Origin of the sequence: Zobellia uliginosa (genome assembly GCF_900156625.1) — a bacterium.
Taxonomy (GTDB): Bacteria; Bacteroidota; Bacteroidia; order Flavobacteriales; family Flavobacteriaceae; genus Zobellia; species Zobellia uliginosa.
On the sequence record NZ_FTOB01000002.1, the window covers coordinates 612131 to 638105 of the forward strand.

At 37.4% G+C, this 25975-nt stretch carries 18 protein-coding genes; 1 reads left to right on the plus strand and 17 read right to left on the minus strand.

Annotation, left to right across the window (positions count from 1 at the left end; translation table 11 throughout):
- Positions 1-129: 129 nt before the first annotated feature.
- The 15 genes from BW980_RS07115 to BW980_RS22550 form a co-directional block, all read right to left on the minus strand.
- Entirely contained in the window at positions 130-1275 is a 1146-nt protein-coding gene (locus BW980_RS07115; RefSeq protein WP_076454226.1) for a glycosyltransferase, read from the minus strand.
- A 49-nt stretch (positions 1276-1324) separates the two neighbouring features.
- Positions 1325-2464, minus strand: a complete 1140-nt coding sequence (locus BW980_RS07120; RefSeq protein WP_076454227.1) for a glycosyltransferase — start codon at positions 2462-2464, stop codon at positions 1325-1327.
- A gap of 81 nt (positions 2465-2545) precedes the next feature.
- Positions 2546-3628 carry a glycosyltransferase gene (locus tag BW980_RS07125; RefSeq protein WP_083690401.1) on the minus strand — a complete coding sequence of 361 codons (1083 nt, stop codon included), beginning with the start codon at positions 3626-3628 and terminating at the stop codon, positions 2546-2548.
- Complete coding sequence (locus tag BW980_RS07130) at positions 3615-4565, minus strand: ATP-grasp fold amidoligase family protein (protein ID WP_076454228.1); 951 nt, start codon at positions 4563-4565, stop codon at positions 3615-3617. Before BW980_RS07130 ends, BW980_RS07125 begins: the two co-directional genes overlap by 14 nt.
- 124 nt (positions 4566-4689) lie before the next feature.
- Positions 4690-6546, minus strand: a complete 1857-nt coding sequence (asnB, locus tag BW980_RS07135; RefSeq protein WP_076454229.1) for an asparagine synthase (glutamine-hydrolyzing) — start codon at positions 6544-6546, stop codon at positions 4690-4692.
- A 326-nt stretch (positions 6547-6872) separates the two neighbouring features.
- Entirely contained in the window at positions 6873-7919 is a 1047-nt protein-coding gene (locus tag BW980_RS07140; protein ID WP_139327624.1) for an O-antigen ligase family protein, read from the minus strand.
- Between the two features lie 6 nt (positions 7920-7925).
- Entirely contained in the window at positions 7926-9026 is a 1101-nt protein-coding gene (locus BW980_RS07145) for a glycosyltransferase (RefSeq protein WP_076454231.1), read from the minus strand.
- Between the two features lie 265 nt (positions 9027-9291).
- Positions 9292-10197: a glycosyltransferase family 2 protein gene (locus BW980_RS07150; protein WP_076454232.1), complete on the minus strand. Its 906-nt coding sequence runs from the start codon at positions 10195-10197 to the stop codon at positions 9292-9294.
- 197 nt (positions 10198-10394) lie between these two features.
- Positions 10395-11933, minus strand: a complete 1539-nt coding sequence (locus tag BW980_RS07155; RefSeq protein ID WP_076454233.1) for a lipopolysaccharide biosynthesis protein — start codon at positions 11931-11933, stop codon at positions 10395-10397.
- On the minus strand, positions 11933-12946 hold the full coding sequence (locus BW980_RS07160; RefSeq protein ID WP_076454234.1) for a glycosyltransferase: 1014 nt from the start codon (positions 12944-12946) through the stop codon (positions 11933-11935). The genes BW980_RS07155 and BW980_RS07160 overlap by 1 nt, the downstream gene beginning before the upstream one ends.
- Positions 12947-13100: 154 nt before the next feature.
- The gene (locus tag BW980_RS07165) at positions 13101-14909 is read right to left on the minus strand and encodes a hypothetical protein (protein WP_139327625.1); all 1809 of its coding nucleotides are present in this window, start codon (positions 14907-14909) and stop codon (positions 13101-13103) included.
- A gap of 424 nt (positions 14910-15333) precedes the next feature.
- Entirely contained in the window at positions 15334-16614 is a 1281-nt protein-coding gene (locus BW980_RS07170; RefSeq protein WP_076454236.1) for a nucleotide sugar dehydrogenase, read from the minus strand.
- Between the two features lie 6 nt (positions 16615-16620).
- Positions 16621-17619 carry an SDR family oxidoreductase gene (locus BW980_RS07175; protein WP_076454237.1) on the minus strand — a complete coding sequence of 333 codons (999 nt, stop codon included), beginning with the start codon at positions 17617-17619 and terminating at the stop codon, positions 16621-16623.
- Positions 17620-17860: 241 nt separating this feature from the next.
- The gene (locus tag BW980_RS07180) at positions 17861-18970 is read right to left on the minus strand and encodes a hypothetical protein (RefSeq protein ID WP_139327626.1); all 1110 of its coding nucleotides are present in this window, start codon (positions 18968-18970) and stop codon (positions 17861-17863) included.
- Positions 18971-19240: 270 nt separating this feature from the next.
- Positions 19241-21304: a hypothetical protein gene (locus tag BW980_RS22550; protein WP_083690402.1), complete on the minus strand. Its 2064-nt coding sequence runs from the start codon at positions 21302-21304 to the stop codon at positions 19241-19243.
- Positions 21305-21844: 540 nt separating this feature from the next.
- Here BW980_RS22550 and BW980_RS07190 point away from each other — a divergent pair.
- A complete protein-coding gene (locus BW980_RS07190) occupies positions 21845-23251 on the plus strand; it encodes a DUF2264 domain-containing protein (RefSeq protein ID WP_175609865.1) in 1407 nt (468 codons plus the stop codon).
- A 103-nt stretch (positions 23252-23354) separates the two neighbouring features.
- Here BW980_RS07190 and BW980_RS07195 read toward each other — a convergent pair whose 3' ends face one another.
- Positions 23355-24368 carry an NAD-dependent epimerase gene (locus BW980_RS07195; protein ID WP_076454240.1) on the minus strand — a complete coding sequence of 338 codons (1014 nt, stop codon included), beginning with the start codon at positions 24366-24368 and terminating at the stop codon, positions 23355-23357.
- Complete coding sequence (locus tag BW980_RS07200; RefSeq protein ID WP_076454241.1) at positions 24365-25762, minus strand: nucleotide sugar dehydrogenase; 1398 nt, start codon at positions 25760-25762, stop codon at positions 24365-24367. Before BW980_RS07200 ends, BW980_RS07195 begins: the two co-directional genes overlap by 4 nt.
- Positions 25763-25975: the final 213 nt, after the last annotated feature.

Sequence of the window (25975 nt, forward strand, 5' to 3'; positions counted from 1 at the left end):
ATAATCGAGATTAAATGCTCCGAGGCTAGCCCCGAGGTAGTTTACTGCATATGGGGGGCTGTTGTAATAAGACGAAAGGGAGGAAACCCATACTTTTGGTTATGCTGCCCCATAGGATGCCGTACGGGCCTACTTGAGCAATTGGTATTCTTTGAGCTGCTCGGACCAAACGAACTGTTGGCTATATTTTTCGGAAATCAGTTGTCTGTAGTCTTGATTGTAACCGAAGTAGTCGGATGGGGTGTTTAAGCAGTTTAACATGGCCTGGGTTAGGGCATCGCTGTTCTTTACGGGTATAATCGTACCATTTATTCCGTCTTCGATAATTTCATTAGAACCATTAATATCGGTAACGATACTGTATTTGCCCATTGCACCGGCCTGGAGTAATACATTTGGGAATCCCTCTCTGTAACTGGGAAAGACGAATACGTTCGAAATGGCAAAATAGGGTCTAACATCTTGTTGCCAGCCCACGGATATAATGCCCTCGTTTTCTTCAATTTCCTTTTCTATGGATGGGGGCAAGGGGTCCATGTCTTTTTCATAAGGCCCCACGAGCAATAATTTAGAATTTTTTGATTCCTTTTGTACTTGAAGAAAGGAAGTGATCATTTCCTCTATCCCCTTGTCAAAACCAATTCGGCCCACAAAAGACCATATAAAATCAGATTCGTCGATATGTAGATTTTCCCGTATTTCCTTCTGAATATTGCTCGGATAGAACATAGGGTCGAAGTGGTCTAAATCAATACCGTTTACATTCCCGTGACCAATAATCTTTAAAGGTTTACGGGTAATTTTGTATGAAATAAGATCGTTCTTTACTCCCATGCCCTCGGGATAAATATGGGTAGCACAAAAACAGATGATGCGGTCGAAGAAGATAAGCATATGCTTCATTAGACCTTGTTGGGTAGGAAAAACCAGGCCCGTAAAAGTATGCAGACGATGAGGTACCCCCGCCAGGTAACCGGCAACCATACTCAACAATCCCGCTTTAGGGGTGATGGAATGAATGATATCGGGCTTTTCCTTTTTAAAAAGAACGAACAACTTGTATAGGGATACGATATCGCCCCAAAGATTGATTTTTCGGTCAATATTGACAACTAAGGTACGAATACCTTCGCTGTCCCTTATCGTTTGGTGTTGTGAACCTTCAGAAGCTATACCTGTTACGTCAAAAAAATCGTTCATAAAACGTAACTGGCCGTTGAGTAGAACGGCAAGGGAACCTGGGGCAGCGGCAATTCTAAATAGTTTTCTTTTCATAACCTATGTAAGGAGGTGTTCTATCTAGCAAAACTAAAGCTTCGTGTTTTTATTGTTTGGACAAAGCTAATTCATAGGCTTTTAGAATGCCTTCTTTGCTAAAATCTTTAATCCGTTCAAGAACCTCGGTTTTACAATCGTTTAGGTATTGGGGATTTTCTAGGAAAAACGTCATGCCCTTGGCCATAAGGCCAACATCACCAACCGGAGTCAAAATCCCGTAAGGTGTTTTCATTATATCGTGATCATGGGCTTCTTCGAGCTTCATGATCTCACTTGGACCGGATTTACAATTTGTAGTTAAAATAGGTAGCCCGCAGCACATGGCTTCTAAGAGAACATTAGGGAAGCCTTCGTGATTGGAGCCGAAAACAAATAAATCGGCCGCTTTTAAGTATTGATAAGGGTTGTTGTCAAAGCCAAGGAAGAATACGCGGTCTTTAACATCCAAATCAGCAGCCAGTTGTTCCAGTTCCGCTTGAAGGTGTCCGCGGCCTAAAAGGTACAGTCTTACTTTTGGTACCTTTTGAATGGCCCTTAATAGTAATTTATGATTTTTCACGACCTCCATTCTTCCTACCGTGATCATATTAAAATAGGCAGGATCGAAAAAGTGGTCTTTTTGTTTTATTTTTTTGATTTTATCAATATCAATAGGGTTTTGTATGATACCGGTTAATTCAGGTTTAATACCATAATTATCAATTAAATCCTTAACGTTAGCCTCTGAGTTTCCAATAACAAAATCGGCTTTTGGATAGAGCTTTTTTACCAATATGTTATTAATTTTTGATTGGGCATCACCATACCCATACTGCATACTTGCATAATTACGTTCACTAACAATAATTTTTGGCGGTCTTTTGTTCATATACCGCATTAAAACATTTACGTAATTGGGTCTAGACAATAAGCTGAAGGAGTGGGTGAGTTTTAGTTTTTTAGAGAGTCGAGCATACTTGTAAGCCAAATATGGAAGTTTGATTAGTTTGAAAAAGCCGTTTTCATTGGCCTGTGATTTTTCGATATAATGAACGGGAATGTCTTCAGGAATATCATAACTGACCGTGTTGTTCATTAGCACTAAATGTACGTTGTGTCCTTTGCTTTTTAAATAGGGCAAAAGGTACGAGACTACACGTTCAGCGCCACCGCCAGCTAAGGAGTATATGAAGAGGGCTATTGTCATTTGTAACGTTTTTTCAATTATTGGCTGATAGATTTCAAAAGGATGAGATCTAAGGTACTAGGGATGGATTAAAACTTTCAATTATTTTGATTTGGTGATACTTAGAAAAAAGGACTTGTAATCTTCCAAGATTATACTTTTATCGAACTTAGAGTAAACGGAATTGGAAACGGTTTTAGGGTCAAAGTGCTCTAGATTGTTGAGGTGTTGAAGGTATTCCTTCTCATTCTTTGCAATAAAACCGTTTACGCCATCTTCAACTATTTCTCGAGTTCCTCCAGGAGCGTCAAATACAATAACGGGAGTACCTACTGCACAACTTTCTAATAGAGCATTGGGAAAACCTTCTGCAAAAGAACCCTGAAGATAAAAATCACTTTCCCGAAGATATCGTTCGACATCATTTGTGAAATCCACAAATTTCACCTTACTGGTTAAGTTCAATGTATCAACAGATTTTTTAATAGAATCTTTTTCGGGGCCGCTTCCAATAATGGTGTAAACGAATGGATACTTAATATTTGAGAGTACGTTAAGTATTCTTAAATGCCCTTTAATAATAGCGAGTCTTCCTACTGTGATGAACTGAGTAACCCGATTCTTGTCTATAGGCTCGTTATGTTTTACGCTAAAATTTTCTGTGATGGGGTTGTGGATTATTTTGAGTTTGTTTTCGGGTATTTGGTATTCTTGTTTGCAATCCAAATACATATCATAAGATTGGCAAACGATATAATTCAATTTTCGTAAAGCCCATTTTCTTAAAATACTGAAAAACTTATTGGTACTTTTTGCCTGATAATCTGAACTGGCCTTGCTAACGCTAGCTTGACGACCGACAAATACAATTCGAGTAAAGATAGGGGAAATCATGCCCATTGATACGTTTAGATGATCAATGGAACTCATAATGATTTGCGGTTTTTCTTTTAATAGATGTAAAATTAAGTTTGGAATAGCAGTAAGAACCCTTGTCTTATTTAAAAAGATAACATTAACACCCATTATATCATAAGCGGTATTTGCTTCATGACCTAAGACAAGAAGTGTAGTTTCGAAATCTGAGGAATTTAGATTTTTCGCCAAAAAAGACATGACTCTTTCAGCTCCGCCCGGCATTAAATTAGGGATAATAAAAATAGCCTTGGTTTTATTTTTTTTCAACAGTTTCTATATTTAATAATTGACCTAACTTTTTATCCCAAATTTCGGGTTTTATAGGGAGGTAACCTCCGTCGTGGTGAAAAGTGATTTCTCCAAAAAAAAGCTGTCCGTCGACATCGTACCAGTCAACTCTCGCATAGCAAAAGGGTTGTGCTAGCTTTTCCGATAGTTTTTTCATCAAATCAAAGGTTTTGGGCTTTTCGATATCCGTATCGCTTGGGTCGGTATATTTCGTCCCTTTGTGTGAAGACCATTTGTAAGGTTCTCTAATCCAATCTTGGGAATACCAATTTCTATGATGTTCTTCAGTGCCTCGTCCAGCGTCAACCGATATCATTCTAACTTTACCATTGAAGCAATGCACCTTGTAGTCGAATGGAATGTTGCCGTTTTTATCTTGAAGTAGTTTTTCTACAATAATTCTAGGTTCAATATTTTTATATTGCCATTCCCTAGAGCTCCAGTAGTAATTTTGTTTTAAGCGCTTTTTTAGGTTTTTTCTGGCTTCAATCCAGTTTACTTTACTTTTGTCGTATACAAATATCCCTCCACTACTGTCGTGGTTAGCTTTAATTATACAGGGTGTTTCTGGGATGTTTTCTGGTTTAATTTCGCATGGGTCAAATGTTTCGAAAAAAAGAGGTACAAGATATTCATTCCCGATTTTCTCAATGACATATTCCCTTACTTTGTATTTGTCAGAACACATGGTGTGAAGAGATGTTCTATCGTACAATTTCAACCAATTTATTTTTTCATTGAGTGTTTCCGGGTTTTTGAGGTCAAGGGGATATCCCATATGCCATTTGAATTTCAATTTTATGTAATTCTTGTCCGGTATGAATTTAGTTAAAAGACCAAACAGGAAATATATGGGTTGAATTAAATAATACCCTAAAGTTGTACGATGGTGAAGGTAATCAATCTTTTCTCTCATAATAACAATATGGTTGGGGCTTAACGGTTAATTCTTAGTATTGTAAAGATTTTTCCCTTCATTACATATGTTACAAAATTAAACAAAGATATAGACTTGTATGTAGGTCTATATTAGTCGTTTTCTATTGTATTGATAGGCCAGTTGCATTTTTCGAAAGCCACTGTCTTAATACGAGAATTTTCCATATTACGGCGTAGTGGTTCCATGTACCTTTCATATGTTGCTGAACTAATTTAAAAACCTCATCCGGATTAATACAAGGAATTTTTTTTAAATTTTCATAAGATAATTCAGATAGGACATAATCTTTCAATTCATTTTGAAACCAAATATTCAACGGAACCCCAAAACCTGATTTAGGTCGATTAAAAACTTCTTTGGGAACATGGGAGTAGAGTACCTCCTTTAATATTCTTTTTTGATTATTCGTTTCAAATTTAAAATTTGTAGGAAGAGACTCGGCAAGTTCTACAACCCTATAGTCCAATAAGGGCGATCGGGTCTCGAGGGAATACGCCATACTTGCCCTGTCCACTTTAGTGTTGATATCCCATGTCAAATATGTTTTAAGATCAAAATCAGATACTCTTTCGTAGATATTCTTTTGAGTATGAAAAAGATACTTCATTTCTTTTAGGCCACTAGTATCGTACGCATCTTTTAACCATGATACATCAGGGGTGGTCATAGATTTCACGTAAGCTTCTTCAATATTACTTAATTTTAAATATTGAGATAAGGTTTTTAAACGGTTGTTTTTATAGGGCACATGATGAATCATTTCTCCGACTATTTTACGAAAAAAAATGGGGAACTTGTATACGTTTTTATTCGATTTAACCCATTCATACCGGTGATATCCTAGAAAACTTTCGTCACCTCCATCCCCAGATAAAGCTACGGTAACTTTCTGTTTGGTATGCTTTGCTAGAAGCATAGAAGGAATTGCAGAGGAGTCGGCAAAAGGTTCGTCATAAAAATCGCAAAAATTTTCAATTAGGCCGATTCCCTCTTTATAATCGCATTGAATAACATGATGGTCTGTTTTTAAATGATCGGCTACCTGTTGAGCATAAAGACTCTCGTCAAAACTTTTTTCATTGAATTTAACAGAAAACGTCTTAACCTTTTCGTTATTGTTTTTTGTTGCTAAAGCAGCAATTAGGGATGAATCGACGCCTCCTGAAAGAAACACGCCTACTGGTACGTCGGCTACTAATCTAATTTTTACCGCATCGGTTAATAGTTCCTCTAGTTCTGCGGTTGCATCTTTATAGCTTCCCTTATAAATGGTATTGTTCAAATAGTCAATATCCCAATACTGGTGTGTTTTGAAGTCTGAATTAATGAGGTTATAAGTGAACCAATGCCCATCTTCCAATTTTTTTATTTCGTTAAAAATCGAGTTTGGAGAGGGTATTGAATTCCAGGTTAAATACTCTTGAATAGATTTTTTGGAGATGGATAAGTTGTTATTGAACAGCTTGATCGAAGATATTTGACTGGCGAATTCAAATTGGTTGCCATTTAAGTAATAATAAAAAGGTTTTTGTCCTAATCTATCTTTTGCTCCGTAGAGAATATTTTTGTTTGCATCATAAATCACAAAGGCAAACATACCGTTCAAATGTTTGGCGCAGTCTTCTCCATATTCTAAATAGGCCGCACATATGACTTCGGTATCACTGGTAGTGGTAAAGGAATAACCTTTTTTTTCCAAATCTTGTCTTAAGGTTTTGAAATTATAGATTTCTCCATTGAAAACAATATGAACATTATGGCTAAAGGTCATAGGTTGGTTCGATCTAGGGTCTAAATCGATTATGGATAATCGATTGTGGCCAAAAGTAATATTGCCTTTATGATTAGGATACACTTCCCATCCCATTTGGTCTGGCCCCCTAAAAGCCGTTATTTCCAATTTCTGTTTGACTTGCTCTTCGCTATAGGGTATGGTTGTTCCGTAGATTCCGCACATAAGTTAATATATTTCGTGTTTAGGAGATGTTTAAAACTATATTAGTAATTGAAAAAATCGAAGTTAGCTATTAGTATCGGCTTTTTACGAGCAGTAAGTTTTTAACCTGATATTTTCGACGTATGGTGTTTATTGATTGATGGTATTTAAATTAAATTGAACATAGATAGGGGATTATTAAGGACCGATGAGATAATGTTAACGAATATAGTCCAATTTAATTTTATGTGAATTTGAGTTCTCTGCTGTCATTTTCTACTTTTTTGATTTCTGAATATATCCACATAGCAGTAAATAGTAGATAACCATTAACAAAAAAACTATGATTAGTCATTAGTATATTGGCTAACGAAATAGCCATAAAAAATAATTGGGGGGTGAAGATTAAAAACGTTATAACTTTTTTTTATCAAATAAATAAAATAGAAAACTAAAAGTAGAAAAGGGAATATTCCTGCTTCACCAAGTATTTTTAGATAGGAGTTGTGTACTCCTAAAAAACCTCCTAATCCCCCACCATTAAATGATTCGAATCCATTGCCAAAAAAAGGCTTCTCTAAAATGAAATCGTAAAAGGTAGCCCAAGTATCAAAGCGGGAACCTTCGTTAAGGTCTTTGGCGGCATCAGAGTCACCACTTATCGTACCTGCTAGCTGGGTGAGTCTACTATTTTTAACCGGTAAAAATGAATTATAAGTTATTAGCCCCAATAATAAAACAAAGCCTAGAACAAGTTTATTAATGTTTTTTATTGATAATTTAAGTGATATCAGGTTGATAATTAGCCATATAAGTATAAAGGTTCTGGAGAATGTCAATAAGCCCATAAAGGTAAATGTCCACTGAGCAATGAATTTATATTTTTTGTTTTCTACCGAATAGCTTAAACCATAGCCTAAAATACATATAAATCCTGCTGCATTTGGATTTAGAAAGAAACCGCTATATCTGCCATAATCCTTTAATGAAATGTTAAAGAATAAAATTTGTAGAATTATACTAATAGCACCAATTAAAAGAAAAATGATAAATTCATTGGGGGAGGTGCGCTTCACTACTTCATAGCCACAAATAATAACAATAAAATACTTCACCCAGATTATCAAATGAAATTGTAACTCGGGTATATAAGATTGTCCAGAAAGGCTAGAAATCACAAAGTATAATATGCCTATAATTACAAACCATTTGTGGATGCCTGTTCTTTTATTAATTAGATAAAATACAATTAAAAGACCAAAAGACAAATAGCTTAGAATGGACGATAGTACAGGATTCATATACTTCAACACAAATCCCGGTATATTTAATAAAATCAGAGCTAAAATGCTATATTTTAGAATGTTGTTTAATGTTAAAGGACTAGGTTGCATATGAACTTATACTAGTTGATTAATATACTTTTCCCATTTTTCCGAAATAATATCAACTCTTAAATTTTTGGTGGATTCAATGGCCTTTGTTCTAAATTTATCTTGGAGTTCTTTATTTTTCATTAGTTCAATTAACTTAGACTCAAGTATTTTTTGGTTTCCGACAGGGATTAAAAAACCATTTTCCCCATCAGAAATTAAATCGGACGGACCATAGGGGCAATTTGTTGAAATAGATGGAATACCAAAAAATAGGGCTTCCATGAGTGCATTGGGAAAACCTTCATGCTCCGATGTAAAGACAAAAATACTAGCTTCATTATAATACGTGTGAACATCTTTCTTTTTTCCTACAAACAATGTCTGATTAGAAACCCCTAAGTTTTCGGCCAATTTAATCAATTCCTGTTTTAGAGGGCCGTCTCCCACAAAAATCAGCTTCCAATCAACATTGGGAATGTTAGCGAAAGCATTGATCAACAAATCCTGGGCTTTGCCAGACTTTAAGCTGCCAACATTAAGAATGTGCTGTTTTCTATGATTCGAATTGAGGTTTAACTGTCTTTTTGATTGTAATAATTTTCCAACTGGGTTTTGAATTACTACAATTTTATTGGGGCTAATAATTTTTGTATAATACTCTTTATTGCCTTCAGTCTGTACAATAAGAAAATCACAATATTTGTAGCTGTAATTTCTTAATTTTATTAGGGATTTGGGAGGAATGTCCACATTGTGGTTTGCACGTTCACTTATGATACAAGGTATTTTAGACCATTTTGCTGCCCAGATTGAGTAAATATTTGAGGTGGTCATAAAGCTAATCAATAATTCGATATGGAATTGTTTAATAAATTTTTGAATAGCTTTAACTCTATTAACACCATCTAGTAGTGAGCGGATGACATTGGTGTTCGTTTTGATTTCTTCACTGCAATGGACTATTTGAATTCTTTGGTCCAAGGAATAGAAGGGGGTAGCTTTGATTAAAGTAATTATGATTATATCATGCCTTTTGATTAGGTCGTTTGCCAATCCCGTAACAACTCTCTCTGCCCCTCCAGATCCAAGACTGTAAATGACAAAGGCGATTTTTTTTCTTTCCATGAGGAATTTATTGTAAGTTTAAGTTTGTGGGACTATTTTAAAAAAAGAGTATGGTTTAATTAAAATTGACCTGAGTAATGAGCGGGTATATGGATAAGTAAAGTAGCATAGTTTTATAGCCCTTGTTAGATGGTATAATTGTAAATAATCTCAAAAAACTAAACATACCTTGCTCTATCTGTTAAAATAATTATTGGTTACTAAGTTTTATGCCTTACTAATTACTTCGTATGAAAATATAAAATTTATTTCACCTAAAGATTAATTAGACTTTTAAAAAAAAACGTTTAAAAGCTCTGGAGGGCAGTAAAATCAGGAAGGTTAACAGGCAGGTTATGAATCGTTTTGTGTCGAGGGAATTTTCTTTGTCATAATAGAAATAAGATGATTTTATATATGAAAATGCGGTATTTCGATAATAGGGTTCTTTAATTATGGTGAAAGGAGAAATATGTTTTAATTCTAAAAACGAAGAATAGTAATGTCTTTTTTCTACTTTTAGTCTCGATTTTTTTTGTTGAATATATCCATCTTCAGAAATGCAATAAGTCCGATGAACAATATTTACACATAAAAAATCATAATGTTTGTTAATCCTGTTCCATGAAACACTCGGGTCAACTCGAGAGTTAGGGTTAGTAAATTTTTTATATTTTTTTAAAACAGCAGTCCGCCAACTATGCCATTTCTCACCTTTTGGCGGGCCGTTTCTTTCCAAGACCCTTTGTTTGAAATTTACTTGCCAAAAATTTGACGGAAACTTTTCACCGATAATCTTACCCTGTTCATCCTGCACTAAAGTCCATACTGCTCCTATTTGTAGGCTATTTTCGGTTTTGTCAATAGTGTCCCAAATTAGTTTTAAGTCTTCTAATGTATTCGACGAGAAAGTGTCATCATCATCGGCGATAATTGTAAAAGGTCGGCTACACTTGTCTATGCCAAAATTAACAACAGCAGCTTTGCCTAAATTATGAGGTAATTTATAATATCTTATATTGAATTCTTTTTCAGTTATCTGCCAAGCTTTAACAATCTCTTCTGTGTTATCTTTACTTGCATCATCAATGATAATCCATTCAAAACCTTTGTAGGTCTGATTTTTTAGTGATTTGTACACCCGCTCTATGACATCTGCTCTATTGTGAGTAGGGGTAAGTATGCTAAACATAAGCTAAATTTTAGGTGAATGGAAAATGCCGAAAAAATGTTCCGGACCTTACTGCTTGTTGTTGTAATTTAAGGGACGAAAATAAGGTATTTAAAACGTATTGGGCTAATTATCGGTTTAATTCCCTGTTTGATCGGTCGAATTTGATATCTACGGTATGAGACTTCAAGAAGCAGGTCTACTGTTCAAAAAACTATTTATCGATTCTTTATACCATTTGTGAGACGTTTAATTAAATCTCGAAAATATCTGTCGCTCAAATATAAAATCCCACCGTATAAAACAATTGTAATTATTGTGACACAGAATGAGAAGAAAAGAAAATCATATATATTTTCCATTTTTGACATTAAATAGTTTTTAGTAATATACCGAATGCCCAAGTACACTGGAGAAAATATGAGGAGAAGTTTTAAAAAGCCGAATATGTATTCATAGAAAGGCCATTGAAAAGCCTTGGTAAAAAGAAAAAACGGTCGCCACAACATAATAATCAAAATAAGGCTACAGCTGGTTCCCAATAGTATGCCGGTTAGCCCGAATTTGGTCACCAAGAGCATTGAAACTGAGAGATTGATTATACTTTGGGCTATTGGGGCCCACGTGTCGGAATACAGTCCGTAGGCTTGTTTAAATACATCCACAGGTTGTCTGACCTGTAGCATAAAGAAGTTTATGGCAAATAAGGCTACAGTGGTTTCAGAAAGAATATATTTTTCACCCAGCCATAGTACAATAAAAGGGTCTACAAGCGTGATAATCCCTATGCTGACTATCCCGGCTATAAAAAAGCGGAAGGACATTAATTCCCAAAACACCTGTTTGATGGAGCTTTCATTTTTTTCAGCCACCAAATTTCCTACACTGGCATTGGTCCCTGAAAAGAATTTGTTCAGCAGGGTGGCAAAGTTGAGAATGATCAATTGGTAGTTGCCAAAGAAAGCTACGGTCTCGACATTGATAAAGGAGAATATTAAAATATTGTCCGTGCCGTTGGAGACAAAAGTCCCCAATTTATGTAGGCTGATCTGTTTTATTTTTTTTATGAGTTCGGGGTACGATTTAAAATCCTTGCTTTTTTGCCCGTTGTTGAGAGATAATGATAACCAAGGGTACTGTTTGGTCGTTTTTTTACGTAAGGATATGGTAAACAAGATGGAACTCAACAGTTCGAGGGTCACCCAGGCAATAAAGCTTTGAAAATAGAATACAAGGATGATCTGTATAATAATTTTTGTTATGTTGTAGCTTTGAAGGTACTTGGCTACCATGTATTCTTTTTGATCGGCCTGAAACAAAAGCATATGGTAGTTAAAAAAATACCCCAATAAGGAACTCGCTAAAAAGGTGGAAAAAGCATAGTAGATAAGAGGTAGGGAGATATCTACATCTTCAAATATGAGCGGAAAGAAGGCGGAAAGTATCAATGCCAAACCAATGATTGCCCATCCGATTTTTTTATAGATATTGCCAAAAAATCGGATGATGTGGTTGATTTCTTGGTGGTTTTTATCAAAAATAGGCTTATAGAGGGTATAGCCAATAGCAGTTCCTATTCCCAGTTCGGCCAGATTTAAGAAGCTTAGGAAGCTTTGAAGGGTAGAGGTAAGGCCCATAAAGTCATCCCCGAGGTTTTCAAGGAAAATTTTTCGGGCAAAGAATTGGGTAAAAATAAAAATGACATGAAAAAAAACGCTAACCTTCGCGTTTTGAATAGTATTCTTGAGTCTAGACATTATCGTTTCAACAGCATTAACCGTATTTTAATTCGCAGAGCAACTAGTTTGAGTATCATACCATAGAACCAAAAAGGAGAGTATTTCGCTAATAAGGCATAGAAAGAATTATTTTCATATTTTAATTCTAATTGATCAATAATTTCTGATTTTATTTCTTTCCTATAAGTGTAATCTGGGTCTAAGTAACTGTGGGAAAACAAGCGGTCATAGTGACTTAAAAGTGTCCTGATGAGGTATTGACTAGCCAAGGTCCGCACATTTAGGTTGTGATGCTGTGTACGTTCAAAAACATAATAAGGGGCATCCTTGGCCGCTAATTTTTTCATGTTATAGGGACTTCTCGTGATGCTTTCATTTTCTGTGTTGTAAATATAAAAGGGTTCTGCTATATATCCCTGTTTTTCTACCCTATTTAAGACATCTATAGTGAAAAATACATCTTGATGAATTTTACCAGGTATAAATCTTAAATCACCGATCACTTCACTTTTGTAAATTCGTCTCCAAACCGACCAGTTTTTTTCTCGAATCAAACGTTCAACGGCTTCTTCTTGTGTTTCGATAAAACATTTATGATTGTAGGGGGATAGCTCTTTAGCTTTATTCGATTGGGTCAAACCACACTCGACAACGCTTAGGTTGTTGGTCAATGCATAAGATATCATCGTTTGGAACATTTCTGTTTTTACGTAATCGTCGCTATCTATGAATGCAATGTAATCGCCAGAGGCTTTATTCAAGCCTGTATTTCGTGCGACACTGGAACCAGCATTTGTTTGTTGTATAATTATTATCCTGTGGTCTCGGCTTTTGTATAATTTACAAATGTCCCAACTGTTATCTGTTGATCCATCATCTACTAGTATAACCTCTAGGTTGGAATAGTTTTGTTTCAGTATACTCTGAATACAACGTTCCAAATAGGCTTCTACGTTGTAGACAGGAATTATAACAGAAAGTAAAGGTGGGTGTTTGTTTGATAGTGCCTTAGAGTCCTTACTTTGTGACATGGGTTAGATTAGTCTTTTAAATAAACAATACTGTTGAAAAACATATTGGCAATAGAGGTAATCACGAAACAGTAAACAAAGATGTTTAAAAAAAATGATTTAGACTAAAAAAAGAGTTATAGCGTCTATAAAAGTGGTTTAGGTAGTGAATAAGTTACTTGTTATCCCCCGCTAAAAAGTGTAAAAACTCATCAAGGTTAGTGTATCCGTCCCCATCGTGGTCCCCATTATTGTCTTTTTTTCCTATGGTTCCCCCAATGTTAACTTCCCACTCATCTTCTATTCCATCATGGTCTGTGTCAGTGTATGTCTCTTTATTTGTTGTTATCGACGGATATGCCCCTGATTTATTTGGCGAACCTGTTCTGTTATAAAAGTAGTTAATCAATTCTTTGTCGAGTTCATCTCGAGACAGGCTGGCTCCTACATGAGGTAAGAGGTTGTCTTCGATTGTAGATCCAGAAGCGCTTATTGGAGTATAATCACTTTTGCTTACAGGGTTAGTAAGTAAAATGTTTTTCAGGTCTTTATGGACTTCATTTTGACTTGAAGGGGTGTTATTTCCGGAAACAAATACCCTTGAATCACTAAGTAGTGTATTAGGGTGGTCGGGGTTCCCGTTATGATCAGTTCCGTTGCCAGGATCGTGAGGTATTATTCCAACAACGGAGCTTACACCGCTATTGTCATAGGTATTAGATAAGACATATTTGTTGTTTATAACGTTGAAAGCCTGACCATATTCTCCGGTTGTTGCGTATTTATATCCATACACTAAATTATTAATCATCTCGAAAGTGATTTCTTTGTTCCCTTCAGGGTACTCAGTTTCATTTGAGAGTATGTTTCTCGAGGAATTTAGCGCAAAATAATTATTTAAAACAGATATTCTTTGTCCTTTTTGAACTAAGAAAGTTCTGCTACTTTCAGCAATGATACAATTTTGGACGGTAACATCTTTAGCTAATTTAACATCTAGGTTTTGGTCGGGGCCCCATGCTACTGAGCAATGATCAATTATAATATTTTTTATTGGGGTATTATTACTAGAGCGAATTCTTATGCAATTTGCATTATCGGCATTCACACTCTTAGTATTGTTATAATCCGTGCCAGACATTTGTCTAAATTTAAGGTGTCTTACTATAACATTGCTCGCTTTTATCCACAACTGTCGTTTTTTGATTTGAAAACCTCCTTTTGGAGCTGTTTCTCCTGCAATGGTCAAATTACCTCCATTGGAAGGGACATATAGATTAGAAGTGGGTTCGAGCACTCCCGCGATTTTGAAAATAATAGTTCTAGGTACGCTCATCTCCAATGCATTTCTAAAACTTCCAGGTCCTGAGTCATTTAAGTTGGTGACTTCCACAACGATGCCTCCACGACCTCCTGTCGCATTTTTTCCATACCCTTCTGCAGTAGGAAAGGCTTTTAGTTCGTCAAAATCATTGGATACAATTACCGAAGCTTCTCCAGTTTCTTTTTTTCCGTCTTCTTGTTCGATTTCGGTGGTATAAGTGAACGAGTCTTTTGATTTTTCTTCGGTATCTTCAGAAGGTTCTTCTTCTTCTTCTTCTTCTTCTTCTTCTTCTTCAGTCTCAGCTGTAGTTTCTTGGGGGGTGTTGGTCTCCGGTTTTTCGTTTACGCCATCGGGAACATAAGTAAGGGTGTTGTCGTCGTTGATAATAACCGACCCATTTTTAGGTTGCGAGGTTTCTACGATTTTTACTTTTTCAGGATTTTCCAATATGTCGTTTGACAACACATCTAAGACTATGGCTTCTTTTCCATTGATTACGTAGGAGTCGTTTATTAGAATGTTCCCGGTTAAACGGGCCTGTTCTGCGTCGGAGATAACATACTCAGCGAGTAAATCGGTGTCTTTGCTGCATGAAATACTTAAAAATAGTGCAAGTAATAGCATGGTCAAATTAATGACTTTTAGTTTTATTATTTTCATAAGTAGGTGTTAAGATTTGGGATTTGGGGACCCTTTTCTTATAATTAGTTGAATTACATAAATTAATTTTCTTTGTCTAGAGATTTACAATAGTTATCCGTTGACAAAAATATTAACCTGTAAAGCTAAATATTGTTGTTGAACGATCATTTTAATAGATGAAATGCACTGTATCTTTTTATAAAATCGATGAACGGTACAATTTTCGTATAAAATGAATTTTTTTAACAAAAAGAGTGGAGTAATCTGTTTGGGGAGGTAGGCTGCTTGTTTGCTTTTATTTAATTGTAAATTGTTGGCTGGTAGTATTTTGTGAAAAATAAATCGAGTGAAAAATAATAAGGTCCAACAAAAAAGCCCGACATATGCCGGGCTTTTTTGTTGGACCTTATACAGATTTGTAATAAAGGAACTAAAATTAAGTTTAAAGTCTACCGTCTACCTTACCTTTTAAGATGCCCTTTACATCGTATAGTACGCCGTTTTCATTTAAAAGGGCTCGTAGGTCAATATTTAAAAACTCATTATGGGCAACGGCAAGAACAATGGTGTCGTACTTTTCGTTGGGGACTTGGTTTACTATTTGTAGACCATATTCTTCTTCAACTTCTTCCTTGGAGGCCCATGGGTCGAAGATACTGATATTGGCCCCGTAGCTCTTAAGGTTGGTAATTACGTCTACCGCCTTTGTGTTTCGTACATCGGGACAATTTTCCTTAAAGGTAATACCTAAAACGAGCATTTTGGCTCCTTTTATTTTTATCTCCCGTTGAACCATTAATTTGACAACTTCTGAGGCTACATATTTCCCCATTCCATCATTCATACGCCTTCCGGCTAAGATGATTTCGGGGTGATAACCGAACTCTTGTGCTTTTTGGGCAAGATAATAGGGGTCGACACCAATACAATGGCCACCGACTAGTCCGGGTTTGAAGGGCAAGAAGTTCCATTTGGTCCCCGCTGCCTCAAGTACGGCACTCGTGTCAATATCCATTAAGTTGAAGATTTTGGCCAATTCGTTTACAAAGGCGATATTGATATCCCTTTGAGAGTTTTCGATTACCTTGGCGGCCTCTGCTACCTTTATGGAAGGGGCCAGGTGGGTTCCGGCAGTGATTACCGAAGCATATAGGGCGTTGACTTTTTTTCCGGTTTCCGGAGTAGAGCCCGAAGTAACCTTTAAAATCTTTTCTACGGTATGCTCCTTGTCACCCGGATTGATACGTTCAGGGGAATAGCCAACAAAAAAATCTTTGTTAAAGACGAGTCCGCTCACTTTTTCCAATACAGGGATACACTCTTCTTCCGTTACGCCAGGGTATACCGTAGATTCATAGACTACGGTGTCTCCTTTTTTCAACACTTTCCCAACCGTTTCGCTTGATTTGTACAAAGGCGTTAGAACAGGTCTGTTGGTGTGGTCCACAGGGGTGGGAACGGTTACGATGTAATAGTTACAATCGGAAATTGCCTCCATTTGGTTTGTACAATGTAGCCCGGTTTCCATTTGAGGGGTATCGCGCAACACCTTTTGCAAAATATCGTCTTCTACCTCTAAGGTACTGTCCGTTCCGGATTGCAATTCTTTAATCCGTTCCTCGTTGATGTCAAATCCGATTACCGGATATTTTGTAGCAAATAATCGCGCAAGAGGTAGGCCTACATAACCCAATCCTATTATTGCTATTTTAATATTTTTCATTCTTGTTTATTTTAAATTGTTCCAATACCAACTAACGGCATTTTTGAGTCCGGTTTTTATATCGAATTGAGGCGCATAGCCTAGTAATTTTTCAGCCTTTTCTATAGACGCCAAAGAGTGGGGGACATCTCCCTTTCTTTCTGGGCCGTAAGTAATGTCGATATTTGCAATTTGCGGATCAAATTCGCTTAAATAGCTTTTTAGCAAGCTTACAAGTTCGTTCAAATCGGTACGTTCGCCAAAGGCTACATTGTATACGGTGTTAACGGCTTCTTTGTCTTTTGCCAACAAAGCCCTTATGTTCATTTGAACGACATTGTCGATATAAGTGAAATCTCGGGAAAAACTACCGTCACCATTTATAACTGGCGACTCATGGGCCATAAGTTGCATGGTGAATTTTGGAATTACGGCCGCATAGGCCCCATTGGGATCTTGCCTTTGCCCGAAAACATTAAAATATCGTAGCCCTATAGTTTCCAGTCCGTATGTAGAACTGAAAATGTTGGCATATAATTCATTTACATATTTGGTAATGGCGTAAGGCGAAAGGGGTTTTCCTATAATGTCCTCTACTTTGGGCATTGATTTTGAATCCCCGTAGGTGGAAGAACTGGCAGCGTACACAAAACGTTTCACGTTCGCATCCCGGGCCGCAACGAGCATATTCAGGAATCCGGAAACATTTACATCGTTGCTGGTTATAGGGTCATTTATAGATCGGGGAACGGACCCCAATGCCGCTTGGTGCAATATAAAGTCCACATCCGTACAAGCTTTATGACAAGTGGATAAATCCCTAATATCTCCTTCAATAAGGGTAAAGTTGGGGTTGGAAGTAAAGGGGAGGATATTTTCCCGTTTGCCTGTTGCAAAGTTGTCAAGGCAAACGACACGGTTTCCGTTGTCTAATAGCGCTTCACATAGATTGGAGCCGATAAAGCCGGCACCGCCAGTGACTAGTATTTTATGGTCAAGGGAAAGCTCTAAATCTTTTATGGACATGATTTTCAATCAAATTAATTAGTGGTCATTTATATAAATAGGAGGCAAAGTAAACAAAATGATTAGAGAATTACCGTATTATTGGGAAGATCGTCAAAATTATCCGTTGTAGGACATTACGACCGAACTCTTGAATGAAATTTATACTTGTTGTCTGTTCTGCTTTAAAAAGAAATCCTAGTTTCTTTCTTTTTAACAGAGTCAATTTTTGCTAATAAACCCATTTGAATCTTACATCCGGCTAATTTGGATGATCAGTACTCAATACATCATCTATTTGTTTAAGAGCGATATCCGATATTTTGTGTTGTTTATGGCTGGTATCGGAATAAAAAAGAAATTTGCCACTTTCGAATGCCCTTACTTTTTCTGAAACAAAATCCACATACTTTTTATAATCATCACCTTCAAAACAGCATGAGTCGTATTTGTTGAGTATTTGGAACTGGTATCGGTTTTTCCCGGTTGCCCCCATAATATACATGTCTAGATAGTTTACCTTTTGATAGAGGCCTACATGGGTCTGTTCAAAATCTCCATAATTTTTAGATGGTTTGGAATACCTGACAAACATCGGGTAGGTGCCGGCAACAGGAAAGCTATAGTTTATTCTAGGGTCAAGGGCGGCAGTTACTGTAGTAGTCCATCCGCCACCGCTTATGCCGATCATAGCGATTTCGTTATAATTCTGTTTTTTGGCATAATTGACCATAGTCACTACAGGGGCTATAAAGTATTGTAAGGGGGTATCAAGGTATTTTAGTTCTTCATGATTCTCTAAATGAATTTTCCCCAATTTTTTAACTTCAATTACGGGATGGTTGTTCTTACCCTTAAGAGGCATTGCTAGGGCATATATGGTAAAGCCTTTTTTAAGAAAGTATTGAATCGTGTTTTTTCCAAGGTTAAATCCTCCACTATGGCCTTGATGATAAATTATTAGTCGATTATTCGATGATTTTGGATGAAAAATATAACCGATAGATTTTAGCCCGTAATCTTGTTTTATTTCAAATTGATCAATGTTCTTAAGGTTCTCTAGCTGAGCGAAGTACTCATCCTGTACTTCAAAGATGGTATCGGGTATGGATGTAGGCAGGAATTCTGAGCCAAATATTTCATTTCTTAAAACATTTCTTAAGGAGTCTATATTCTTGGGTGTTACGGATAAAAGTTCCTCAAGGTCTTTTTTTGTATAAACAAAATTCTCTAAGGGGTTAGTGATTTGTTCTTCCGATAAGTCTTGAAAGCTTTTGATTAGTTCATAAGGAAAGACCCTATACTTACCTATCATTATCCCATAGAACAGAGCTGCTGCAACAATGAATGCGAAGAATATTTTTTTTAACATAGTTTACAATTGAACTTTTACTAACACCAACATGTATTTATTAGAAGCTTCTATAGATTGTTTTTCTTAATCGAATGTAAGTTTACGTCGGTTTTTATTGCCAGGTTTGCGCAAATCTATACTAACTCGATTTAAAATAAAATATTTCCTATGAATTAAAACTATTTTTAATTATTTAGTATTTAGTTTTATTTACACTTATGAGTCTAAAAAAAATACCAAGGGCTATTCCCTTGGTATTTTTTTTAGACTCGGTCGGTATGTATTTAATTATTTATTGGCTAGATAATATAGAAAATCTTCTAAGTTGGTATAACCATCTTTATTTCGATCTTCATTACCATCTGCTTTATTGTTCGGGTTTAGACCATGGCTTTTTTCCCAATCATCAGAAATGCCGTCTTTATCACTGTCTTTGTATGCGGTTCCACTACTGATACTTGGGTATGAGCCATTACTTCTTAATGTTCCATTTGAATTTTTGAAATCGCTAATTAAACGACTATCCAAAGCGTCTCGCTTAGGGATACTTGCTCCAACATGAGACAATAATTTATTTTCAAGATTATTTACATTTGTGGCTTTATATGAAGATTTATTTTTCGGAGATGAAAACAGGTATGGTTCAAGCTCTTTTCTGTATAAACCAGTAAAATTAGAATCAAATATATTGTCCTTTAAATAAGCATGAGTTGTTTTGATATTGCCTTTATCGTTGTTTTCTGGATCAGGCGGAGTCAAGGTGATAGGGTATTTGGTTGATGTGTCAAAGTTGTTAGGTAATTTATAAGAATTGCTAATAACATTAAAAGACATACCGTCAGTGCCTGAAGTGGCCCATTTAAAACCATAGACGATATTGTTAATCTGTTCGAAAGTTAAATCTGTATGGGTTACTGTGTTAGCTAAAACGTTCCTGCTGTTATTTAAGATAAATAAATTATTCAATATGGAGATGTTTTTTGATCTTGAGATTAAAACACCTCTTATGCTTTCTCCAATAATGCAGTTTTGAATAGTTACGTTTTCAGCATTTTTGATGTCGAAATTTTCGTCTATAGCCCATGCGACGGAGCAGTGATCGATAATTACATCTTTGAGTTTGTTGTTTTGAAACGAACGGACTCTAATACCATCGAGATTATGGCCACCTTCTGGGTTTGTTCCGGGGCCCATTCTAACCCGTATATGTCTAATAATAACATTGTCAGTTTGGACGGAAAGTTCGCCATTTTTAATAAGAATGCCGCCCCCAGGGGCTGTTTGACCCGCTATTGTTACATTTCCTGAACCAGGTTTAATGTTTAAACTTGACTTGGCGTTAATGGTTCCTCCTACTTTAAAAACAATAGTCCTAGTTTGTTTCATTTCCAAGGCTGCCCGAAGACTTCCCGGTCCCGAATCGTTTAAGTTGGTGACTTCAACCACAATACCCCCACGGCCTCCGGTGGCATTTTTACCAAAACCTTCAGCTGTTGGAAAAGCCTTTAATTCACTAAAGGCCTTGGTTGTTACGGTCACATTGACCTCCTCGGTAACTACATTGCCCTCTTCATCGGTAGTTTCGGTCGTATAAGTAAAAGAGTCATCAACTTCCTCTTGGGCCGCGGCTTCGGCGGCGGCTTTTTCTTGAGCTTCTTTTTCGGCTTGGGCCTTTGCTTCGGCTTCCGCTTTTTCTTGGGCTTCTCTTTCAGCCTGTGCTTGGGCTTCCGCTTCTGCTTTTTCTTGGGCTTCTCTTTCAGCCTGTGCTTGGGCTTCCGCCTCTGCTTTTTCTTGGGCCTCTCTTTCAGCCTGTGCTTGGGCTTCCGCCTCTGCTTTTTCTTGGGCCTCTCTTTCAGCCTGTGCTTGGGCCCCCGCTTCTGCTTTTTCTTGGGCCTCTCTTTCAGCCTGAGCTTGGGCTTCCGCTTTTTCTTGGGCCTCTTTTTCAGCTTCTAGTTCCGCTTGCTCCTGTATAGCTTGGGCTTCCTCTTTTTCACGGGCCTTACGTTCGGCCTCGGCGGCTTCGGCCTCTTCCTGTGCCGATCTATCGCCTAGGACATAGGTAATGGTGTTATCGTCATTAATGACTACATAACCATTTTTAGGCTCCGATACTCCGATGATCTTAACATTGTTGGGGTTGGAAAACCTATCATTGGAAAGTACGTCCATAGTAATACGTCCGTTTTCCCCAACCTTATAAAAATCATTGACCCCAAGTGGGCTTTCATTGGTCGGGGCCGAAGCATCCAAATAGCTTTCAAGGAGTTCGGTGTCTTTGGAACAGGAAAAAAGAGTTAAGGTGGATAACAAGGAAAGGGCTATCCTTTTACTAGTGGGGTGGGAAAAATTCATAAGTGTTCAGTTGAATAGGAAATATGATTTACCGATTTAATTTTGGATCAATACGTTTTTATTGTCGACAAAAGAACAAAAAAAATCGATGAAATGTGTTAATAAATTGTATAGATTATGTTTTTCATCGAGGGTTATACGGATTTTTAGTCCACTTTGGACGTTGAATGGTATAAAAAATCGATGAAATACGTTTTTTATTAACATTTCTTCTGTTTTTTGTTGTTGTATAAGTATGAAGAGGTAAATGAATTAAACGGACAAAGGCATTTTAGAGACCTCTTTTGATCAGGAGGGGAGTAAAAAGAAAGCCTTTGGTAGAAGTTTTATTTTGCAAACAACGAAGGTTTACTTTTTATTTAGGAATTTAGCGTTTTCTAAGAGGGCTGTACCAATGTTGGGATACAAGGGTAATCTAAACCTTGTTTGCCCTAAATTAATTATGTATACGGAATGCGAAAAATAAAACTAGTTTCAATACTTGTAATAGTATTTTTTTTAGGCCTGTGCCTTTATTATTGGAGGTTGCAACGCGTCAAAGTGGAGAATTGGGAAAATAAGATTTCCGCTTTTGAAAATGCAGCATCTTATGATAAAGAGGTGAGAACTGTCTTTCTGGATACACTTTCCTATGCACCACGTGAACGATATAAAGAATTGTTTGAGTACTTTTTTAGGGGGTATCAGAAATACAAGTCTGAGAATGGGGCTTTGGTCTTTTATCCAGGAGAATTTAGTGGAGGTGGTCAAAGTATCAATGCTTTGGAAGGTTTTGCCCGATTCTTCCCCTTAGGGTGTTCATATGTGTTAAATACCCAAAATTCCCCTATGGAAATGGAAGGGGGATCGATTAATGTGGCCGAGCTATTGGGTAAGGCGGTTTTAAAAGGTTCTGACCCGAAATCGGAGGAATATTGGGGTTCGATTGAAAATCGAGATCAAAAAATGGTCGAAGCTGCGGATATTGCCTTAGGCTTGTGGATTTCCAAGGAATTTATCTGGGATACGTTTAATGAAGGTGAAAAGAAGCAAATTTATACCTGGTTGATGCAGGTTAGAGGAAAAAAGCATGGGGACAACAATTGGAATCTATTCCCGGTGATGGTGGTAAAATCTTTAGAGGCTCTTGGAATGGCCGAACCGAAAGATGTGGAGGTTACCCATAAAAAATTCGAGCGATATATAAAAAAAGACTATTTGGGTAAGGGGTGGTTTAAAGATGGGGAAGCTCCCCCTGATTATTATAATGCCTGGGCCATACAGTATTGTTTGTTTTGGCTCAATCAAATGCACCCTGATTTCCATTCGGAATTTATTTGTAAGGCCAATGCGGATTTCTCCGAATTTTTTAAACATTTTTTTGGCCCTAAGGGTTTTCCTATGATGGGACGCAGTGTTTGTTATCGAATGGCGGTGCCCTCTCCAATAATTGCGTCCTCGTTGTTGAATCAAGAAGTGGTTTCTCCAGGAGAGGCATTACGGGCATTGGATTATACCTGGTCTTATTTTATTTCGAACGGAGCCCTGTCCGAAGGGAAGGTGACCCAAGGTTTTTATTCCGACGACGTGAGCATTCTTAACTTGTATTCCGGGGCGGGGAGCTGCTTATGGTCTTTACGGTCACTCGTTACTGCTTTTTACGTGGATTCTAAAACAAACCTATTGGGGACAGAACCTCAGAAATTGCCTGTGGAAATTAAGGATTTTCAATTAAGGAACGATAGGATTGATTGGGTTATAAGTGGAGACCAAGAGACGGGGATAATTACCTTGGAGATTTTATCCAATCCCTTAGAGCCTGTTATAGAGCTCGAACCATATTCGAATTGGGATGCTTTTTTAGAGACCCTTTGGCAGTATCCACATAGGCCTAACAATAAAAAAGCGTTGTATGAAAATAGATTCTACACCAGTGAGAACAAGCTTTTTAGAAAATCGGGTAGGTGATAGTTTTTTAAGATTTAAGGTCGCGGCGGGATATTTTGTGGTATAAAAAATGGCTCAAAATTTAATTTTGAGCCATTCGGTTTTAGAATTGTAAAGTTGATTTTTATTTGTAATAAGTTTTATACCACTCCACAAATTTCCGAACACCATCAACTACGCTGGTATTGGGTTGGTAGTCGTAATCCCTGATCAGGTCGTTTACATCGGCCCAGGTACGTTCTACATCTCCCGGTTGCATGGGCATCAACTCTTTTGTGGCTTTTTGCCCCATACTGCTCTCGATGGCTTCTATAAAATCGGTTAATTTAACGGCATTATTATTGCCGATATTATAGATTTTGTACAAATCCCTATTGCGAACCGTTTTGGTAAGTACACGCACCACTCCTTCAACAATATCGTCGACATAGGTAAAGTCCCGTTCCATCTTACCATGGTTGAATACCTGTATCGGATTGCCTTTTGCAATGGCATCGGTAAACAGGAACAGGGCCATGTCAGGACGTCCCCAAGGGCCATATACCGTAAAAAATCGAAGTCCAGTGGTTGCAAATCCGAACAAATGACTATAGGTGTGGGCCATAAGTTCGTTGCTCTTTTTGCTTGCGGCATACAGGCTTATCGGGTGGTCTACATTATCTGAAGTGGAAAAAGGTATTTTTTCGTTCAAACCATAGACACTGGAACTACTGGCGTACACCAAGTGTTCGACTTTATTGTGTCTGCAGCACTCTAATAAATTCAGGTAGCCCACAATATTACTGTCAATGTAGGTCTCTGGATTTTCAATGCTGTAACGGACACCAGCTTGCGCGGCCAAATTACAGACCCGATTCACTTTTTCTTCCTTAAAAAGCTCAGGGAGGGCGTCCCGGTCTTCCAGGTTCATTCGAACAAATGAAAATTTGTCACCATAGATGGAACCGTAGCATTTTTTATGAAATGTTTTAGCATCGTTCCGTTCAATGCCCAATTGCTTAAGACGGTCGTATTTTAGGTTTACATCATAATAATCGTTGATGTTATCTAGGCCGACGACCTCAAAACCTTGGAGCAAGAGTTTTTCGCAGAGATGATATCCTATAAAACCGGCTGCACCGGTGACAAGAATCTTCATGATTGTCCTATTTTGTAGTATTGGAAGCCTTTTTCTTCCATTTCTTCTTTTGATAATAGGCGACGGCCGTCGAAAACAAAGGCAGGTTTTAGCATTTTTTCAAAAATCGTATCCCAAGAATAGGTCTTGAATTCGTCCCATTCGGTTAGAATGGCAATGGCATGCGCATCTTGAACGGCTTCCATGGGGTCGTTTACTACCGTAAGAAGTTTTCGGTTCTCTTCGGGAGCCCTTGTGTCTAGGTAATCCAAATCGGCATAAATCCTATCGGCCGAAACTTTTGGATCGTATACCACAATTTCCGCCTTTTCTTCAAGTAGGGCATCGGCTATGTTAATGGCAGCAGATTCCCTAGTATCATTGGTATCTTTTTTAAAGGCCCATCCAAAGAAAACAATTTTCTTGCCTGAAACCGTGTTGTACAAGGTTGAAATTATATTTTCAGCAAAACGTCTTTTTTGATAATCGTTCATGATGATGACCTGTTCCCAATAATCGGCAACCTCATTAAGTCCGAAACTTCTTGATATATACACCAAATTTAAGATATCCTTTTGAAAGCAAGAGCCTCCAAAACCAACAGAGGCATTTAGGAATTTAGGTCCAATTCTACTGTCGGTACCAATCGCTCTCGACACTTCCGCTACATTGGCGTCGGTACGCTCGCATAATGCGGAAATGGCATTGATGGAAGAAACCCTTTGTGCCAAAAATGCGTTGGCAACCAGTTTGGAGAGCTCGGAAGACCATACATTGGTCTGTAAAATTCGCTCTTTGGGGAGCCAATGTTCGTAAATGGAACTAAGGGTGTCTTTGGCTTCTTGTCCAGAAGGTGTTTCGTCACCGCCGATCAATACCCGGTCGGCATGGAGCAAATCTTCTATAGCCGTACCTTCGGCCAAAAATTCAGGGTTGGATAGAATTTCGAATTTTACGCCATTCCCTGTGTTCTCCAAAATACTTTTGATCGCGCTAGCCGTTCGTACCGGTAATGTAGATTTTTCTACGACTATTTTATCGGTTTTGGCCACTTTGGCAATATTACGGGCACAGAGCTCTACAAATTTCAAATCTGCTGCCTGCCCTTTCCCTTTTCCATAGGTCTTTGTCGGAGTGTTTACCGATATGAAAATGATTTCGGCCTCATCTATGGCTTTGTCTACTTCAGTGGAGAAGAAAAGGTTCTTTCCCCTGGTTTTTTCAACTATTTCTTTTAGCCCTGGCTCGTAGACGGGTAAATTATCTAGGTCGGAATCGTTCCATTGATCGATTCTGGCTTGGTTAATGTCCACAACAGTTACCGTGATTTCAGGACACTGGCTGGCAATAACGGACATGGTTGGTCCACCTACATATCCTGCACCGATACAGCATATTTTATTTACTTTTTTCATGAATGGGTTCATTTTATTAGGTTGCAAAGATTACTAAATAACTCAAAACTACCTTGCATTTTTTCGGTTAAAAAGATTTAATTCAAGATTATGTGTTAGAAATGGGGTTAATTTATCGATGTATTAATAATCATAAGGTAGAGTACCATCTATTTTTATAGGGCCTGTAATTGAAGCAAGCCGATACTTGTCCGAAATTATATACGAAGCATT

Coding starts and splice junctions, on each gene's coding strand:
- BW980_RS07160 (WP_076454234.1), bottom strand. CDS start 12,946: ATGTCACAAAGTAAGGACTCTAAGGCACTATCAAACAAACACCCACCT.
- BW980_RS07180 (WP_139327626.1), bottom strand. CDS start 18,970: ATGTTAAAAAAAATATTCTTCGCATTCATTGTTGCAGCAGCTCTGTTC.
- BW980_RS07145 (WP_076454231.1), bottom strand. CDS start 9,026: ATGGAAAGAAAAAAAATCGCCTTTGTCATTTACAGTCTTGGATCTGGA.
- asnB (WP_076454229.1), bottom strand. CDS start 6,546: ATGTGCGGAATCTACGGAACAACCATACCCTATAGCGAAGAGCAAGTC.
- BW980_RS07170 (WP_076454236.1), bottom strand. CDS start 16,614: ATGAAAAATATTAAAATAGCAATAATAGGATTGGGTTATGTAGGCCTA.
- BW980_RS07155 (WP_076454233.1), bottom strand. CDS start 11,933: ATGTCTAGACTCAAGAATACTATTCAAAACGCGAAGGTTAGCGTTTTT.
- BW980_RS07175 (WP_076454237.1), bottom strand. CDS start 17,619: ATGTCCATAAAAGATTTAGAGCTTTCCCTTGACCATAAAATACTAGTC.
- BW980_RS07150 (WP_076454232.1), bottom strand. CDS start 10,197: ATGTTTAGCATACTTACCCCTACTCACAATAGAGCAGATGTCATAGAG.
- BW980_RS07120 (WP_076454227.1), bottom strand. CDS start 2,464: ATGACAATAGCCCTCTTCATATACTCCTTAGCTGGCGGTGGCGCTGAA.
- BW980_RS22550 (WP_083690402.1), bottom strand. CDS start 21,304: ATGAATTTTTCCCACCCCACTAGTAAAAGGATAGCCCTTTCCTTGTTA.
- BW980_RS07165 (WP_139327625.1), bottom strand. CDS start 14,909: ATGAAAATAATAAAACTAAAAGTCATTAATTTGACCATGCTATTACTT.
- BW980_RS07130 (WP_076454228.1), bottom strand. CDS start 4,565: ATGAGAGAAAAGATTGATTACCTTCACCATCGTACAACTTTAGGGTAT.
- BW980_RS07140 (WP_139327624.1), bottom strand. CDS start 7,919: ATGCAACCTAGTCCTTTAACATTAAACAACATTCTAAAATATAGCATT.
- BW980_RS07200 (WP_076454241.1), bottom strand. CDS start 25,762: ATGAAAAAAGTAAATAAAATATGCTGTATCGGTGCAGGATATGTAGGT.
- BW980_RS07115 (WP_076454226.1), bottom strand. CDS start 1,275: ATGAAAAGAAAACTATTTAGAATTGCCGCTGCCCCAGGTTCCCTTGCC.
- BW980_RS07195 (WP_076454240.1), bottom strand. CDS start 24,368: ATGAAGATTCTTGTCACCGGTGCAGCCGGTTTTATAGGATATCATCTC.